Annotated in this window: 18 protein-coding genes; 2 read left to right on the top strand and 16 right to left on the bottom strand. The window is 61.5% G+C overall.

Features of this window, described 5'->3' with window-relative positions; genetic code table 11:
- The 10 genes from PMI34_RS24010 to PMI34_RS24055 form a co-directional block, all read right to left on the bottom strand.
- Positions 1 to 321, bottom strand: a 321-nt coding sequence (locus PMI34_RS24010) for a DUF3392 domain-containing protein (protein WP_007987827.1), incomplete at its 3' end; no start/stop codon positions are given.
- Positions 322 to 330: 9 nt separating this feature from the next.
- The gene (gene hemW, locus PMI34_RS24015) at positions 331 to 1,536 is read right to left on the bottom strand and encodes a radical SAM family heme chaperone HemW (RefSeq protein WP_008046493.1); all 1,206 of its coding nucleotides are present in this window, start codon (positions 1,534 to 1,536) and stop codon (positions 331 to 333) included.
- Complete coding sequence (gene rdgB, locus PMI34_RS24020; RefSeq protein ID WP_008046485.1) at positions 1,533 to 2,129, bottom strand: RdgB/HAM1 family non-canonical purine NTP pyrophosphatase; 597 nt, start codon at positions 2,127 to 2,129, stop codon at positions 1,533 to 1,535. The genes hemW and rdgB overlap by 4 nt, the downstream gene beginning before the upstream one ends.
- Positions 2,126 to 2,560, bottom strand: coding sequence for a DUF4426 domain-containing protein (locus PMI34_RS24025; protein WP_008046483.1), 435 nt, complete (start codon positions 2,558 to 2,560; stop codon positions 2,126 to 2,128). The genes rdgB and PMI34_RS24025 overlap by 4 nt, the downstream gene beginning before the upstream one ends.
- 26 nt (positions 2,561 to 2,586) lie before the next feature.
- A complete protein-coding gene (gene metW, locus PMI34_RS24030) occupies positions 2,587 to 3,207 on the bottom strand; it encodes a methionine biosynthesis protein MetW (protein ID WP_008046481.1) in 621 nt (206 codons plus the stop codon).
- 7 nt (positions 3,208 to 3,214) lie between these two features.
- A complete protein-coding gene (metX, locus tag PMI34_RS24035) occupies positions 3,215 to 4,354 on the bottom strand; it encodes a homoserine O-succinyltransferase MetX (RefSeq protein ID WP_008046479.1) in 1,140 nt (379 codons plus the stop codon).
- A 181-nt stretch (positions 4,355 to 4,535) separates the two neighbouring features.
- Positions 4,536 to 4,832 (bottom strand): DUF167 domain-containing protein, encoded by a 297-nt coding sequence (locus PMI34_RS24040; protein WP_008046477.1) that lies wholly within the window; start codon positions 4,830 to 4,832, stop codon positions 4,536 to 4,538.
- A 4-nt stretch (positions 4,833 to 4,836) separates the two neighbouring features.
- A complete protein-coding gene (locus PMI34_RS24045; RefSeq protein ID WP_008046475.1) occupies positions 4,837 to 5,427 on the bottom strand; it encodes a YggT family protein in 591 nt (196 codons plus the stop codon).
- A gap of 10 nt (positions 5,428 to 5,437) precedes the next feature.
- The gene (gene proC, locus PMI34_RS24050; protein ID WP_008046466.1) at positions 5,438 to 6,256 is read right to left on the bottom strand and encodes a pyrroline-5-carboxylate reductase; all 819 of its coding nucleotides are present in this window, start codon (positions 6,254 to 6,256) and stop codon (positions 5,438 to 5,440) included.
- A 34-nt stretch (positions 6,257 to 6,290) separates the two neighbouring features.
- On the bottom strand, positions 6,291 to 6,977 hold the full coding sequence (locus PMI34_RS24055) for a YggS family pyridoxal phosphate-dependent enzyme (protein ID WP_008046464.1): 687 nt from the start codon (positions 6,975 to 6,977) through the stop codon (positions 6,291 to 6,293).
- 56 nt (positions 6,978 to 7,033) lie between these two features.
- Here PMI34_RS24055 and PMI34_RS24060 point away from each other — a divergent pair, with 56 nt between their 5' ends.
- Positions 7,034 to 8,068 (top strand): type IV pilus twitching motility protein PilT, encoded by a 1,035-nt coding sequence (locus PMI34_RS24060; RefSeq protein WP_008046457.1) that lies wholly within the window; start codon positions 7,034 to 7,036, stop codon positions 8,066 to 8,068.
- 141 nt (positions 8,069 to 8,209) lie between these two features.
- On the opposite strand, the gene PMI34_RS24065 is transcribed toward PMI34_RS24060, so the two are convergent.
- Positions 8,210 to 8,830 carry a C40 family peptidase gene (locus PMI34_RS24065; protein WP_008046455.1) on the bottom strand — a complete coding sequence of 207 codons (621 nt, stop codon included), beginning with the start codon at positions 8,828 to 8,830 and terminating at the stop codon, positions 8,210 to 8,212.
- 251 nt (positions 8,831 to 9,081) lie between these two features.
- Between PMI34_RS24065 and PMI34_RS24070 the strand changes: the two genes are divergently transcribed.
- Positions 9,082 to 9,510 (top strand): NINE protein, encoded by a 429-nt coding sequence (locus PMI34_RS24070; RefSeq protein WP_008046454.1) that lies wholly within the window; start codon positions 9,082 to 9,084, stop codon positions 9,508 to 9,510.
- A 99-nt stretch (positions 9,511 to 9,609) separates the two neighbouring features.
- On the opposite strand, the gene PMI34_RS24075 is transcribed toward PMI34_RS24070, so the two are convergent.
- The 5 genes from PMI34_RS24075 to PMI34_RS24095 form a co-directional block, all read right to left on the bottom strand.
- Positions 9,610 to 10,881 carry a dihydroorotase gene (locus PMI34_RS24075; RefSeq protein WP_008046452.1) on the bottom strand — a complete coding sequence of 424 codons (1,272 nt, stop codon included), beginning with the start codon at positions 10,879 to 10,881 and terminating at the stop codon, positions 9,610 to 9,612.
- Positions 10,878 to 11,882: an aspartate carbamoyltransferase catalytic subunit gene (locus PMI34_RS24080; protein WP_007939362.1), complete on the bottom strand. Its 1,005-nt coding sequence runs from the start codon at positions 11,880 to 11,882 to the stop codon at positions 10,878 to 10,880. The genes PMI34_RS24075 and PMI34_RS24080 overlap by 4 nt, the downstream gene beginning before the upstream one ends.
- A gap of 27 nt (positions 11,883 to 11,909) precedes the next feature.
- Positions 11,910 to 12,413: a bifunctional pyr operon transcriptional regulator/uracil phosphoribosyltransferase PyrR gene (pyrR, locus tag PMI34_RS24085; protein ID WP_008046450.1), complete on the bottom strand. Its 504-nt coding sequence runs from the start codon at positions 12,411 to 12,413 to the stop codon at positions 11,910 to 11,912.
- 79 nt (positions 12,414 to 12,492) lie between these two features.
- Positions 12,493 to 12,930 carry a Holliday junction resolvase RuvX gene (ruvX, locus tag PMI34_RS24090; RefSeq protein ID WP_008046448.1) on the bottom strand — a complete coding sequence of 146 codons (438 nt, stop codon included), beginning with the start codon at positions 12,928 to 12,930 and terminating at the stop codon, positions 12,493 to 12,495.
- Positions 12,930 to 13,502: a YqgE/AlgH family protein gene (locus PMI34_RS24095; protein ID WP_008046447.1), complete on the bottom strand. Its 573-nt coding sequence runs from the start codon at positions 13,500 to 13,502 to the stop codon at positions 12,930 to 12,932. Before PMI34_RS24095 ends, ruvX begins: the two co-directional genes overlap by 1 nt.
- Positions 13,503 to 13,665: the final 163 nt, after the last annotated feature.

The following is a 13,665-nucleotide window of genomic DNA, read 5'->3' as shown; positions in this document are numbered from 1 at the left end:
GCGGCGGTCGGCTACGACGCCGATGAGTACCAGCACCACCAGCAACACCGGCGCCAGGCTGTAGTTGTTGAACTGGCTCAAGCCGCGCACGACCCAGGGCGTGGCGTAGATCAGTGCCGCGCCGCTGCCGATCATGCACAGCAGGGACATCAGCGGCACGCGCAAGGCGCCGGCGATGCTGCCCAGGCGCTGCTCGACCCAGCCTTTGAAATCCGCACCGAACAGCACCAGCAGGCAGCCCACCAGGGCCAGGGCGATTTCCGAGAGGTTGCTGCGGCTCCAGCGAGACACGGTGGCAAGCAGGTCGAGTACCAAATCCATTCGATTTCCTTATGTCAGAAATTTCTGCAGCAAGTCGTTGAGGAAGAGTTGTCCGCGCTCGGTGGCGACCAGACGTGACGGTTCGACCTGCAACAGACCGCTTTGTTCGGCTTCACGGCGGCCTTCAGCAAGGCTTTCCAGCGTCATGCCGGTACGTTCCGGGTACAGTCGCGATTCGACGCCTTCAGTCAGGCGCAGCGCGTTCATCAGGAATTCGAACGGCATTTCATCGTTGCCCAGCGCTTTCTCGCCAGCCTTGAAGCTTTTTGCCGGATTCAGGTAGTCCTTCGGCAGGCGGGTTTTCCAAGTGCGAATGATGCGCCCGTCCGGATGGCTGAGCTTGCCATGGGCGCCGGCGCCGATGCCAATGAAGTCGCCAAAACTCCAGTAATTGAGGTTGTGGCGCGCCGGGCGTCCGGGCAGGGCATAGGCCGAGACTTCGTATTGCGCGTAACCATGTTTGGCCAGCAGTGCTTGCCCGGCTTCCTGAATGTCCCACAGCGTGTCGTCTTCCGGCAGCGTCGGCGGCTGGTTCCAGAACACCGTGTTCGGTTCCAGGGTCAGTTGATACCACGACAGGTGTGTCGGTTTCAGGGCGATGGCTGTGCGCAGGTCCGCCAAGGCATCGTCCAGGGACTGGTTCGGCAAGCCATGCATCAAGTCCAGGTTGAAGTTGTCGAACCCGGCTTGCCGCGCCATGCCGGCGGCGCGTACGGCTTCGTCGCCGTTGTGGATCCGCCCCAGGGCCTCGAGTTTTTCTTGCTGAAAGCTCTGGATGCCGATCGAAAGGCGATTGATCCCCAGCTTCCGGTACGCCACGAACTTGTCTTGCTCGAACGTCCCCGGATTGGCTTCCAGCGTGATTTCGATGTCGCTGGCAAAGGGAATGCGCTGTTCGACGCCTTTGAGCAAGCGACCCAGCGAATCAGCGCTGAACAGGCTTGGCGTGCCGCCACCAAAGAAAATCGAGCTCAGCTCACGACCGTAAACGGCGTGCAGGTCTTGATCGAGATCGGCCAGCAATGCGTCGACGTACTCTTCTTCCGGCAGCACGGGGCTGGCGGTGTGGGAGTTGAAGTCGCAATAAGGGCATTTGCGCACGCACCACGGGATGTGGATATACAGCGCCAGCGGCGGCAGCACAGGCAGGGCCGCCCGAGGCGATTGAGCGTCGCCGCCGAAGATCAGCGGCGACGCGGATGATTCACGGGTCATTTCAAGCCCAGACGCTGGCGCAGCAGATCCATTGCACGGGCGCGGTGGCTGATCTGGTTCTTGTCGCTCGGGCTCAGCTCGGCGCTGGAGCAATTACGCTCCGGCACCCAGAACAGCGGGTCGTAGCCGAAACCGTGTTCGCCGCTGGCCTGGGTCAGGATTCGCCCGTGCCACAAACCTTCGCAGAGGATCGGCAATGGATCATCGGCGTGGCGCACCAGTGCCAGTACGCACACGAACTGTGCGCCACGTTCGGCTTCAGGCACGTCTTTCAATACGTCGAGCAACTTGGCGTTGTTCGCCGCATCGCCCTTGCCATCGGCATAACGCGCCGAGTAGATGCCCGGCGCACCACCAAGGAAATCCACCGCCAGCCCGGAATCGTCGGCCAGCGCCGGCAGGCCGGAGATGCGCGCGGCATTGCGGGCCTTGAGGATGGCGTTCTCGACGAACGACAAGCCGGTTTCTTCAGGCTCGACGCTGCTGAACTCGCCAATCGAGCGCAGATGCACCGACTCGCCGAGCATGGCCTGGAGTTCCTTGAGTTTGCCGGCGTTATGGCTGGCCAGTACGAGTTGCGTGAAGTTGATCATTGGCCAGGGAAGAGCTCTTGGTTGAAATTGATGGTGTTGATCTTGTCGCCGGTCTGCACCTTGATGGCGAAGGTGCGGACTTCCTGCTGTGGTACCGGGTATTGGGCGATGTAGTAGATCGCTCCTTGCTCGGTGACTTGTTTGAAGTTCAGTGTGTAGCTTTGGCTGGTCAGGTCTTTGACGGTGCCGCTGACCTCGGCCGTCATCGGCGTGCCGTCCTTGATCACCGTAATGTTGATCACGCCCTGATCCTTGCTGCGCGTCAGCTGGGCGGCCTTGGCAACGTCCGGTAGCAGGTAGGTGGAGTTGAAGGTGTTGTAGTGCACCGTCACGTCGCCGAAGGTTTCCTTGCGTTCGCTCTTGATGGCGTCGGCGGCCATGGCGGTGACGCTCAGGCAGGCAGTGAGTAGAAACAACGCTAGACGACCCATGATCGTTCTCCTTGAAATAGGGTGGATCAGACTGCGACCTTGTGCTCGGCAAGTCCCGGGCTGCTGACGCGGTAGATTCCGATCTCACCTAACAGATTAGGCCATAGCTTACTGGCCCACCCGTGCCGATGCTGTTGATCCACGGCAAGCCGATCAATGACCTTCGCTTCACGTTCGCGACACAAGGCTTCAAAGTCCGCGAAGGTGCAGAAGTGGATGTTCGGCGTGTTGTACCAGGTGTACGGCAGGAACTCGGACACCGGCATGCGGCCCTTGCTCGCCAGGTACCAGCGGCAGCGCCAGTGACCGAAATTCGGGAAAGTGATGATGCACTGGCGGCCGACGCGCAGCATTTCCTCGAGGATCCTGTCCGGGTAGTGCACCGCTTGCAGCGCCTGGGTCATGACCACGACATCGAAACTGTTGCTGGCAAAGTTGCCCAGGCCCTTGTCCAGGTCCTGTTCGATGACGTTGATGCCCTTGGCCACGCACTCGGCGATGTTGTCGGCGTCGTTTTCCAGGCCATAACCGGTGACTTGCTTGTTGTCGCGCAGCCAGGTCAGCAGTTCGCCATCGCCGCACCCGAGGTCGAGCACGCGGCTGCCGGCGGGGATCCATTCCTGGATGATTTCCAGATCAGCTCTCATGGCTTTCTCACAACGTAATGCGGTTCATGTAATTGCCGAATGCCTGCAGGTAGCGCGGGATCGGAATCAGGAAGGCGTCGTGGCCTTGCGGAGCGTCGATCTCTAGGTAGCAGACGTCTTTGCGCGCGGCCATCAGTGCGTCCACCAGTTCCCGCGAGCGGGCAGGGGAGAAGCGCCAGTCGGTGGTGAACGACATTACGCAGAACTTGGCCTTGGCACCTTCAAAGGTTTTCGCCAGGTTATCGTCGAAGTTCGCCGCCGGATCGAAGTAATCGAGCGCCTTGGTCATCAACAGGTAAGTGTTGGCGTCGAAGCGCCCGGAGAACTCTTCACCCTGATAGCGCAGGTAGCTTTCCACCTGGAACTCGACGCTGTGGAAGTCGTAGTTGAGCTTCTCGCTCTTGAGCCCGCGGCCGAATTTCTCGCCCATGGAATCGTCGGACAGGTAGGTGATGTGCCCGACCATCCGCGCCAGCATCAGGCCGCGCTTGGGGATCACGTTGTGTTCCTGAAACGAACCGCCGTGGAATTCCGGGTCGGTGAGGATCGCCTGGCGCGCCACTTCGTTGAACGCGATGTTCTGTGCCGACAGCTTGGGCGCCGAGGCGATGGCCAGGCAGTGACGAATGCGGTCGGGGTAGGTGATGCTCCATTGCATCGCCTGCATGCCGCCGAGGCTGCCGCCGATCACGGCCGCGAACTGGGCGATACCGAGGCGATCGGCCAGGCGTGCCTGGCTGTGCACCCAATCCTCGACGGTCAACACCGGGAAATCGGCGCCGAACGGCTTGCCGGTGTCCGGGTTGATGCTGCTCGGGCCGGTGGAACCGTTGCAGCCGCCGAGATTGTTCAGGCTGACCACGAAGAACTTGCTGGTGTCGATCGGCTTGCCGGGGCCGATGCAGCTGTCCCACCAACCGGGTTTGCGGTCGTCGGCGCTGTGGTAGCCGGCGGCGTGGTGGTGGCCGGACAAGGCGTGGCAGATCAGCACGGCGTTGCTCGCCGTGGCGTTGAGCGTGCCGTAGGTTTCGTAGATCAGGTCATAGGCCGGGAGCGAACGTCCACAGGCCAACGCCAGGGGTTCGCTGAAGTGCGCCACTTGCGGCGTCACCAGACCAACAGAATCGGGGGGAAAGGCAGCTGGCATCGACCCTGCTCTCATTGAAATGAGGCGTAAGTCTAAAGACCGCTGGGGTTAGCGGCAAGCAAAGGCCGGGCCTGATTTCATTCAATAAGATCGAGGTGCGCCATTCGCGAGCAGGCTCGCTCCCACAGGATTGATGCGGTCCATGTGGGAGCGAGCTTGCTCGCGATGAACGATGACGCGGTCAGCCTGCCGGACGCACCAGATCAGGTAAGTCCGGCAACTTCTTCGGCGAGCAAATGCGCACCCGCTTCTGCCGGTTCAACTCGCCACTGATCAGGCTGACCTGGCTCTTGGACACGCCAAACGCCTTGGCCAGAAACGCCATCAGATAGGCGTTGGCCTTGCCCTCGACCGGCGGCGCGGTCAGGCGGATCTTCAGGCGATCACCGTGCAGCCCGCAGAAATCATCACTGCGGGCTGCCGGTTGCAGGTGACACTCCAGAATCAGGTCGTCACCGTCCCAGCGAAACCAGCTCACCGGGTCAGATCAACACGCGGAGGATTTCCGGCATCATGGTCAAGGCGGCGAGGTTGTTGATCACCAGCATGTCGAACAGTTTGATCGCCAGGAACGCAAAGATCGGCGAGAGATCAAGCCCGCCCAGGTTCGGCAGGAACTTGCGGAACGGCGCCAGGGCCGGCTCGCAGACGTCGTTCACCAGTTCGGCGCCCGGGTTATGGCTGCCCGGTGCGACCCAGGACAGGATCACACTGATGATCAGGGCAAAGAAGAAGATATTCAGGAATAGCGCGGTCACACCGATGATCGACCAGATCAGCAGTTGCAGCGGATTGCCGGTGGTGCCGTAGGTCAGCAGCAGGGTCAGGGCCATCAGTGCCAGTTGTACCAGGATCGCCAGCACCAGCGAGGACATGTCCAGGCCGAACACGCTCGGGATGATCCGGCGCAGCGGCTTGAGCAGAGGCTGGGTGGCCTTGACGATGAACTGGCAGATCGGGTTGTAGAAGTTCGCCCGCACCAGTTGCAGCACGAAGCGCATCAGCACGATCAGCAGGTACAGGCTGCCGAGGGTTTGCAGCACGTAGACCGCTGCGGTGTTCAATCCAATCATGAAAAGCTCCTTATTGACCCAGTTGTTCGGCCATCTCGGCCGAGCGATGCGCGGCAGCGCCGAGTGCTTTTTCGACCAGGGCTTCAAAGTCATTGGCCTGGAACGACTTGATTGCAGCTTCGGTGGTGCCCGCAGGGGAGGTGACACGGCGGCGCAGCTCGGCCGCGTCGACGTCGCTGGAGACCGCCATGTGCGCGGCGCCCAGGGCGGTCTGCAAGGTCAGTTGCGCGGCGATGTCCGCCGGCAGGCCGAGTTTCACGCCGGCGGCGGTCATGGCTTCGATCAGCAGGAAGAAATACGCCGGGCCCGAGCCGGAAACGGCGGTGACGGCATCCAGTTGCTGCTCTTCATTCAGCCAAAGGGCGATGCCGACCGCGGACAGCAGCTCCTGGGCCTGCTGACGCTGCTCGGCTGACACTTCGGCGGTAGCGAACAGGCCGCTCGCGCCCTGACGCACCAGCGCCGGGGTGTTGGGCATGCAGCGCACGATTGGCTGGGCGCCGAGCCAGTTGTTCATGCTGGCACAGGTGATGCCTGCGGCAATCGACACCACCAGTTGATTGGGTTTAAGGCTTGGGCGCAGGGCTTCGCACACGGCTTTCATCGCCTGCGGCTTGACCGCCAGGACGACAACGTCGGCACCGTCGATGGCCTGGGCGTTGTCGGCGAAGGTTTCGATGCCGTGTTCAGCGCTCACACGGGCGCGGGTTTCTTCGCCCGGGTCGCTGGCGCGGATCTGCGCCGCTTCCAGGCCCTTGGCCCGCAGGCCACCGATCAGGCTGGCCGCCATGTTGCCGGCACCGATAAAGGCAATACACGTCTTGCTCATGTCAGGTCCTTATAAAGAGAGGTGTCAGCCATTTTCAAGACTGGCCGTAGTCGCGGGCACCAAACAGGGCCGTACCGATACGGACCCAAGTGGCACCCTGGGCAATGGCTGACTCGAGGTCGTGGCTCATGCCCATGGAAAGTGTGTCGAGCGGCAGGTTCAGGCTGGCTTGCAGGCTTTGCACGGTAGCGAAAGCGGCATCCTGGGCAGCGCGATCTTCAGTCGGCTCGGGGATTGCCATCAACCCGCGCAGTTTCAGGCGCGGCAGGGCGCAGATGGCGTTGGCCAGAGCCGGCAGGTCGGCCGGGGAGCAGCCGGACTTGCTGGCTTCACCGCTGACATTGACCTGAATGCAGATGTTCAGGGGCGGCAGATCGGCGGGACGCTGTTCGGACAGGCGTTGTGCGATTTTCAGACGATCCACGGAATGCACCCAGTCGAAGTGCTCGGCGATAGCACGAGTCTTGTTCGATTGAATGGGTCCGATAAAGTGCCAGATCAAGGGCAGGTCGGCCAGTTCGACTTGCTTGCCCAGCGCTTCCTGCAGGTAGTTCTCGCCAAAGTCGTGCAGGCCGGCGGCGTAGGCTTCACGCAGGTCCTGAGCGGGTTTGGTCTTGCTCACCGCCAGCAACCGGACGCTGTTTTCGGCGCGGTTCGCGGCACGTGTTGCGGCATGTATGCGCGAACTAACCTGAAGAATGTTGTCTGCTATGGTGGACATCAAGAGGCGCCAGCGGTCTGAAGGTTCGCGGCATTCTACTGGAATTGAGAGGCGCTATGGATATCACTGAGCTGCTGGCATTCAGCGCCAGGCAGGGGGCATCCGACCTGCACCTGTCCGCCGGCCTGCCGCCGATGATTCGCGTCGACGGTGATGTGCGGCGCATCAATCTGCCGGCCCTGGATCACCAACAGGTGCGGTCGCTGATACATGCCATCATGAATGACGCCCAGCGAGTGGATTTCGAAAAGCATCTGGAAACCGACTTTTCCTTTGAAGTGCCCGGCGTGGCGCGCTTTCGGGTCAATGTGTTCACCCAGAACCGTGGAGCGGGTGCGGTGTTTCGCACCATTGCGGCGAAAGTGCAGAGCATGGACGAGCTGGGCATGGGCGATGTGTTCCGCAAGATGACCGACGCTCCCCGTGGCCTGGTGCTGGTGACCGGCCCGACCGGTTCCGGCAAGTCCACCACGCTGGCGGCGATGATCGATTACCTCAATACCCATCGTCATCACCACATCCTCACCATCGAAGACCCCATCGAGTTCGTTCACGAGTCGCGCAAATGCCTGATCAATCAGCGTGAAGTCCATCGTGATACCCGTAGTTTCGCCACCGCCTTGCGTTCGGCGCTGCGGGAAGACCCGGATGTGATCCTCGTGGGGGAGATGCGCGACCTGGAGACCATTCGCCTGGCGTTGACCGCCGCCGAAACCGGCCATCTGGTATTCGGCACGCTGCACACCACGTCGGCGGCGAAAACCATCGACCGGGTGATCGACGTGTTTCCGGGGGACGAGAAGTCGATGGTGCGCTCGATGCTTTCCGAGTCGCTGCTGGCGGTGGTGTCCCAGACCCTGGTGAAGAAAATCGGCGGCGGACGCATCGCGGCCCACGAGATCATGCTGGGGACATCGGCGATCCGGAACCTGATCCGCGAGGACAAGGTGGCGCAGATGTACTCGGCGATTCAGTCGGGAGGGTCGTTGGGGATGCAGACGCTGGATATGAGCTTGAAGGACCTGGTGACCAAGGGGTTGGTCAGTCGTGACCATGCGCGGGAGAAGGCGCGGTCACCGGATAACTTCTGAGGATTGCAATGCTACCTGTGGCGAGGGAGCTTGCTCCCGTTGGGTTGCGAAGCAGCCCCAAAAAACCGGGAGCGCTATGCACTCCAGCGGGAGCAAGCTCCCTCGCCACAATTGCCCGACTTTAGATGAGGGTGAAGCCAATCAGCGCTGAACAACCCGCAACGCATTCTGTTCTTTCGGCAGAACCCGCTTGGCAACCACGTAGTGGTTTTCCCAGTACGGTTTCTTCAGGGTGTCGATGGACACCGACTTGCCGCGACGTGGCGCGTGGATGAAACGGTCGTTGCCCAGGTAAATGGCGACGTGATTGACCCGGCGGCTCTTGATGTTGAAGAAAATCAGGTCGCCCGGCTTGAGGTCGTCGCGATCGACTTTCTCCCCATGACCGCTGGCCATGGCGTTGGAGGTGCGTGGCAGGTCGAACGTGGCGTCGTTGAACGCGTATTTCACCAGACCGCTGCAATCGAAGCCTTTGCTAGGGCTGCTGCCGCCCCAACGATAAGGAGTGCCAAGGACATTCACGGCGCGGCTCAGCACGTCGCTGCTTTCCTTGGTGCCCATCGGTGGAACCAGGCCGCTTTTGCTGTTGGCCAGGCTTGGAGCATATTTAGCGGATTTCTTGTCTTTGCTCGAAGGAGCAGAGGCATGGGATTTTGGGGTGTAACCATTAACGTTTGGAAGACGTTGCTCACGATTGGTGGCGTGGGCGGCCAGTGGCATCAAAAGGCAAATGGTTAGCCATGTCTTGAAAAATGAACGCATTAGGCAAGGCTCTTAATAAGTTAGCGCGCAACTTTATAACAGCTTTTTTGCCGCTTCCGAGGCCGTTGGTCGATTCAACCTGGGGGACAATGGTGGCAAAAAAGCGGCAAAATGGCGCAATTGTCGGACAGGAGTCTTGTGTTACAAGGCTTTGACAGGCGTGAAGGTAGCATTTGCCATACGTCGGGTGCCTGTAAAAAAGTCACAAAGAATTAAAGAATATTTATCTATCGTGTGAATCGAGGTCATTCATGAACCCCTATCAACAGGCTGTCCAGCAGCAAGACACCCACAGCAAAGTGATCGGCTACCTGCTGTGGATTTTCGGTTTTACCGGCGCTCACCGCTTCTATTACGGCAAGCCGGTGACCGGGACGATCTGGTTCTTCACCTTCGGCTTGCTGGGGATCGGTTGGCTGATCGACCTTTTCCTGATCCCGGCGATGGATCGCGAGGCTGACTTGCGGTTTGCCGCGGGCCCGATCGAATACAACGTGGCGTGGATCCTGCTGACGTTTCTCGGGGTGTTTGGCGTGCACCGGATGTATCAGGGGAAATGGATCAGCGGGTTGCTGTACCTGCTGACGGGCGGGTTGTTCTTTCTCGGGGTGTTGTATGACTTCTGGACGTTGAATGACCAGGTTTCTGTGCGTAACGCGCAGAGTCGCGGCGCCTTTTAGTCAGTTGTGGCGAGGGAGCTTGCTCCCGTTGGGTCGCGAAGCGACCCCAAAACAGGTCTGCTGCGCAGCCCAGCGGGAGCAAGCTCCCTCGCCACAGTCTCAAGCCTGGTGGCTGATCCGTCCATCCACCAGGGTGTAACGCACCACACCCGGCAGGCTGTGGCCAATGAACGGGCAGTTTTCGCCCTTGGACAGCCAGCTTTCACCCGCCACGGTCGAGGCCGCCGGGTCGAACAGCACGATGTCCGCCGCGCCACCCACCGCCAGTTTGCCTGCCGGCAGGCGCAAGGCTTCGGCAGGGCCGGCGCTCAGGCGCTTGAGCAACGTCGGCAAGTCCAGCAAGCCGTCTTCGACCAGGGTCATTGCCAGCGGCAATAGCAGTTCAACACTGCTGATGCCCGGCTCGGTTGCGCCGAACGGTGCCAGTTTGGCGTCACGCTCATGGGGTTGGTGATGACTGGAGATGGCCGAGATCACGCCGGATTTCACTGCTGCGCGCAGGCCTTCGCGGTCGGCGCGGGTGCGTAGCGGCGGCTGGACGTGGTACAGGCTGCTGAAGCCGATCAGGGCTTCGTCGGTCAGGATCAACTGGTACAAAGCGACATCCGCGGTCACTTTCAGGCCCCGGGCCTGGGCCTGGGCGATCAGCTCCACGCCCCTTGCGCTGGTCAGCTGGCTGAAGTGCGCGCGCACGCCGGTTTGTTCAACCAGCAACAGATCCCGGGCCAGGGCGACGGTTTCGGCGCTTTCCGGAATGCCCGGCAAGCCCAGGAAGCTGGCGGTCGGGCCTTCGTGAGCCAGGCCACCTTCGGCCAGGTCGTGATCCTGGGAGTTGAAAATCACCGTCAGGTCGAAAGTCGCGGCGTAGTCCAGCGCCCGGCACAGGGTGCGGGTGTTGCGGAAACTCTCCAGGCCGTTGCCGAAGGCCACGCAACCGGCATCGCGCAGTGCCACGAGTTCAGCCAGCTGTTCACCGTCCAGACCTTTGCTCAGGGCACCAATCGGGAAGACTTTGGTGTTGCCGGCCTCGCGGGCACGGTCGAGGATCAGTTCGGCCACCGCCGAGGTGTCCAGCACCGGTTTTGTCTTCGGCGGGCAGCACAGGCTGGTCACGCCGCCAGCCGCCGCCGCGCGGGTTTCGCTGACAATCGAGCCTTTGCGGCTGTAACCCGGCTCGCGCAGGGCAACGTTGAGGTCGACCAGGCCGGGAGCGGCCACCAGGCCTTTGGCGTCGATCGTGTCGACGGCGACAAAACCGGCTGGCGCCGCGCCAAGGGCGACGATTTTGCAGGCTTCAATGTGGATATCGGTTACTTGATCCAGGCCGCTGGCCGGATCGATCACGCGGGCACCGAGAATGCTGAGCTTCACTGGGCGTTCTCCTGCTCGAATTGGCGTTGCGCGGTCTGCCCGCTCATGGCCATGGACAGTACCGCCATACGAATGGCGATCCCGTAGGTCACCTGGTTGAGGATCACCGAGTGCGGGCCGTCGGCCACCGCCGATTCGATTTCCACGCCACGGTTGATAGGCCCCGGGTGCATCACGATGGCATCGGGCTTGGCGCCGGCCAGGCGCGCGGTGGTCAGGCCGAACAGGCGGTAGAACTCGCCCTCGCTCGGCAACAGGCCGCCGGTCATGCGTTCACGCTGCAGGCGCAACATGATCACCACATCCACGTCTTTCAGGCCTTCGGTCATGTCGGTGTAGACCTTCACGCCGTATTGCTCGATGCCGATCGGCAGCAGGGTTTTCGGCGCAATCACGCGGATGTCCGGGCAACCGAGGGTTTTCAGGGCCAGCATGTTCGAGCGCGCGACCCGCGAGTGCAGGATGTCGCCGACGATGGCCACCGACAGGTTTTCGAACCCGCCCTTGTGCCGGCGGATGGTCAGCATGTCGAGCATGCCCTGGGTCGGGTGCGCGTGACGACCGTCGCCACCGTTGATGATCGCCACTTGCGGGCAGACATGTTCGGCGATGAAGTGCGCGGCACCGGAATCGCCGTGACGCACGACGAACATGTCGGCGGCCATGGCTTCCAGGTTGCGCAGGGTATCGAGCAGGGTTTCGCCCTTGCTCGCCGACGATGTCGACACGTTGAGGGTGATCACGTCCGCCGACAACCGCTGGGCCGCCAGTTCGAAGGTGGTGCGGGTACGGGTCGAGTTCTCGAAGAACACATTGCACACGGTCTTGCCGCGCAGCAGCGGGACTTTCTTCACGGCCCGGGCACCGACCTCAAGAAAGGAGTCGGCGGTGTCGAGGATTTCCGTCAACAGCTCACGGCGCAAACCGTCGAGCGAGAGGAAGTGGCGCAGCTGGCCCTGATCATTGAGCTGCAGCGGGCGCTTGGTTTCTAGAGGCGTCATCGCAAGGGGGACTCTCAATAGGGCGAATTAAAGGGCGAGGTCTTGCAGTTCGAGCGCGAGCTCCGGACCGGACAGCTTCACCCGTTCGTGGGCGGCCAGCGACAGGGTCGCGCCAACCACGTTCGGGCGTATCGGCAGTTCGCCGGCGTCCAGGTCCAGCATGCACACCAGCGTCACGCTGGCCGGGCGGCCGTAGTCGAACAACTCGTTCATGGCGGCGCGGATGGTCCGGCCGCTCATCAGCACGTCGTCGATCAACACCAGGTGCTGGCCTTCGATCTCGAACGGCAGCGCCGAAGGGCGAACCTGCGGGTGCAGACCGTTCTGGCTGAAATCGTCGCGGTAAAAGGACACGTCGAGGGTGCCGAGGGGCTCATTGCTGCCCAGCTCCTTGAGCAGGGCCTGGGCCACCCAGACGCCGCCAGTACGGATGCCGATGAAGCGCGGGTCGCTGATGCCCCGTTTGACCAGATAGGCGTCAAGTCGGGTCGCCATCTGGCTGATCAGTTCGGCGGGATTGGGCAGGCTCATGGTTGCTCCTTCTTGGGCCCGAGCCAGCCTGTGGGGGAAGTGGCTCGGGTTGTAGCTAAGAGAGACGCACAGCGGCTCTTCAGGATTCAAACAGTGCGGTATTTTCGTCGAGCCAGCCTTGCAGCAGCAGGGCGGCGGCGATGGCATCGACCGGGTTGTCGCGGTAACTGCCTTTCTGGCCGCCACGAGCCAGGCGTTCGCCCTTGGCCTCGAAGGTGGTCAGGCGTTCATCGTGGGTATAGAAGGGCAGGTTGAAGCGGCCGTTCAGGCGTCGGGCGAACTTTTCCGCGCGAGCGCACATCTCACTGGGCGTACCGTCCATGTTCAACGGCAGACCGACCACTACGGCATCGGGCTTCCACTCTTTGATGAGGGCTTCGACCTGGTTCCAGTCGGGAATGCCGTTCTGTGCTTTCAGGGTGCACAGTTCACGGGCCTGGCCGGTAATCACCTGGCCGACCGCAACGCCGATCTGTTTGGTGCCGTAGTCAAACCCCAGAATCAGTTTCAGGGCCATCAGGCGTGCCCCGCCTGGCTGGTCAACAGGCTGAGGTTGACGCCCAGGTGCCTGGCCGCCGCTTCCAGACGCAGTTCGCTGCTGGTGTTGAACAGGATGTCGGCGTCAAACGGGCAGTTCAGCCAGGCGTTCTGCGCCAGTTCGGCCTCCAGTTGCCCGGCTTCCCAGCCAGCATAGCCGAGGGCAATCAGGCTTTTCGCCGGGCCGACGCCGTCAGCGATGGCGAACAGTACGTCCTGGGAAGTCGACAGGGCCAATTCGTCTTCCAGATCAACGGTCGCCTGGAAGCTCTGACCCTTGGGGTGAAGGACGAAACCGCGATCGGTCTGCACCGGGCCACCGATGAAGATCGGCACATGCTGGCAGAGCGCTGGCGGTTCGATTTCCGGGCGCAATTGCTCAAGGATATCGGCCAGGTTCAGATCTTGCGGACGGTTGACCACCAGCCCCATGGCGCCATTGGCCGTGTGCTCGACGATGTAGGTCAAGGTGTGCGCAAAGTTCGGGTCGGCCATGTGCGGCATGGCGATCAGGAATTGATGCTTGAGGTAGCTGGGGCTGACGTTTTTCATGACCGCTAGTGTGGCGTTCGGGGGGCGAACTGACAAGCTGGGGATGCCGCAAATTGGTTGTCGACACCGAACAAATGTGGGAGCGGGCTTGCTCGCGAAGGCGTCGTGTCAGTCGACATCAATGTTGAATGAATGATTGCTTTCGCGGTGTAGAAACGGATAC

This window comes from Pseudomonas sp. GM74 (assembly GCF_000282455.1).
Taxonomy (GTDB): Bacteria; Pseudomonadota; Gammaproteobacteria; order Pseudomonadales; family Pseudomonadaceae; genus Aquipseudomonas.
Note: the sequence above shows the minus strand (reverse complement) of the source record. Positions and strands in the feature narration are given on the sequence as shown.

Coding starts and splice junctions, on each gene's coding strand:
- PMI34_RS24070 (WP_008046454.1), top strand. CDS start 9,082: ATGAACCCCTATCAACAGGCTGTCCAGCAGCAAGACACCCACAGCAAA.
- pyrR (WP_008046450.1), bottom strand. CDS start 12,413: ATGAGCCTGCCCAATCCCGCCGAACTGATCAGCCAGATGGCGACCCGA.
- metX (WP_008046479.1), bottom strand. CDS start 4,354: ATGCCAGCTGCCTTTCCCCCCGATTCTGTTGGTCTGGTGACGCCGCAA.
- rdgB (WP_008046485.1), bottom strand. CDS start 2,129: ATGATCAACTTCACGCAACTCGTACTGGCCAGCCATAACGCCGGCAAA.
- ruvX (WP_008046448.1), bottom strand. CDS start 12,930: ATGGCCCTGAAACTGATTCTGGGGTTTGACTACGGCACCAAACAGATC.
- PMI34_RS24060 (WP_008046457.1), top strand. CDS start 7,034: ATGGATATCACTGAGCTGCTGGCATTCAGCGCCAGGCAGGGGGCATCC.
- hemW (WP_008046493.1), bottom strand. CDS start 1,536: ATGACCCGTGAATCATCCGCGTCGCCGCTGATCTTCGGCGGCGACGCT.
- PMI34_RS24025 (WP_008046483.1), bottom strand. CDS start 2,560: ATGGGTCGTCTAGCGTTGTTTCTACTCACTGCCTGCCTGAGCGTCACC.
- PMI34_RS24065 (WP_008046455.1), bottom strand. CDS start 8,830: ATGCGTTCATTTTTCAAGACATGGCTAACCATTTGCCTTTTGATGCCA.
- PMI34_RS24055 (WP_008046464.1), bottom strand. CDS start 6,977: ATGTCCACCATAGCAGACAACATTCTTCAGGTTAGTTCGCGCATACAT.
- PMI34_RS24080 (WP_007939362.1), bottom strand. CDS start 11,882: ATGACGCCTCTAGAAACCAAGCGCCCGCTGCAGCTCAATGATCAGGGC.
- metW (WP_008046481.1), bottom strand. CDS start 3,207: ATGAGAGCTGATCTGGAAATCATCCAGGAATGGATCCCCGCCGGCAGC.
- PMI34_RS24045 (WP_008046475.1), bottom strand. CDS start 5,427: ATGATTGGATTGAACACCGCAGCGGTCTACGTGCTGCAAACCCTCGGC.
- proC (WP_008046466.1), bottom strand. CDS start 6,256: ATGAGCAAGACGTGTATTGCCTTTATCGGTGCCGGCAACATGGCGGCC.
- PMI34_RS24095 (WP_008046447.1), bottom strand. CDS start 13,502: ATGAAAAACGTCAGCCCCAGCTACCTCAAGCATCAATTCCTGATCGCC.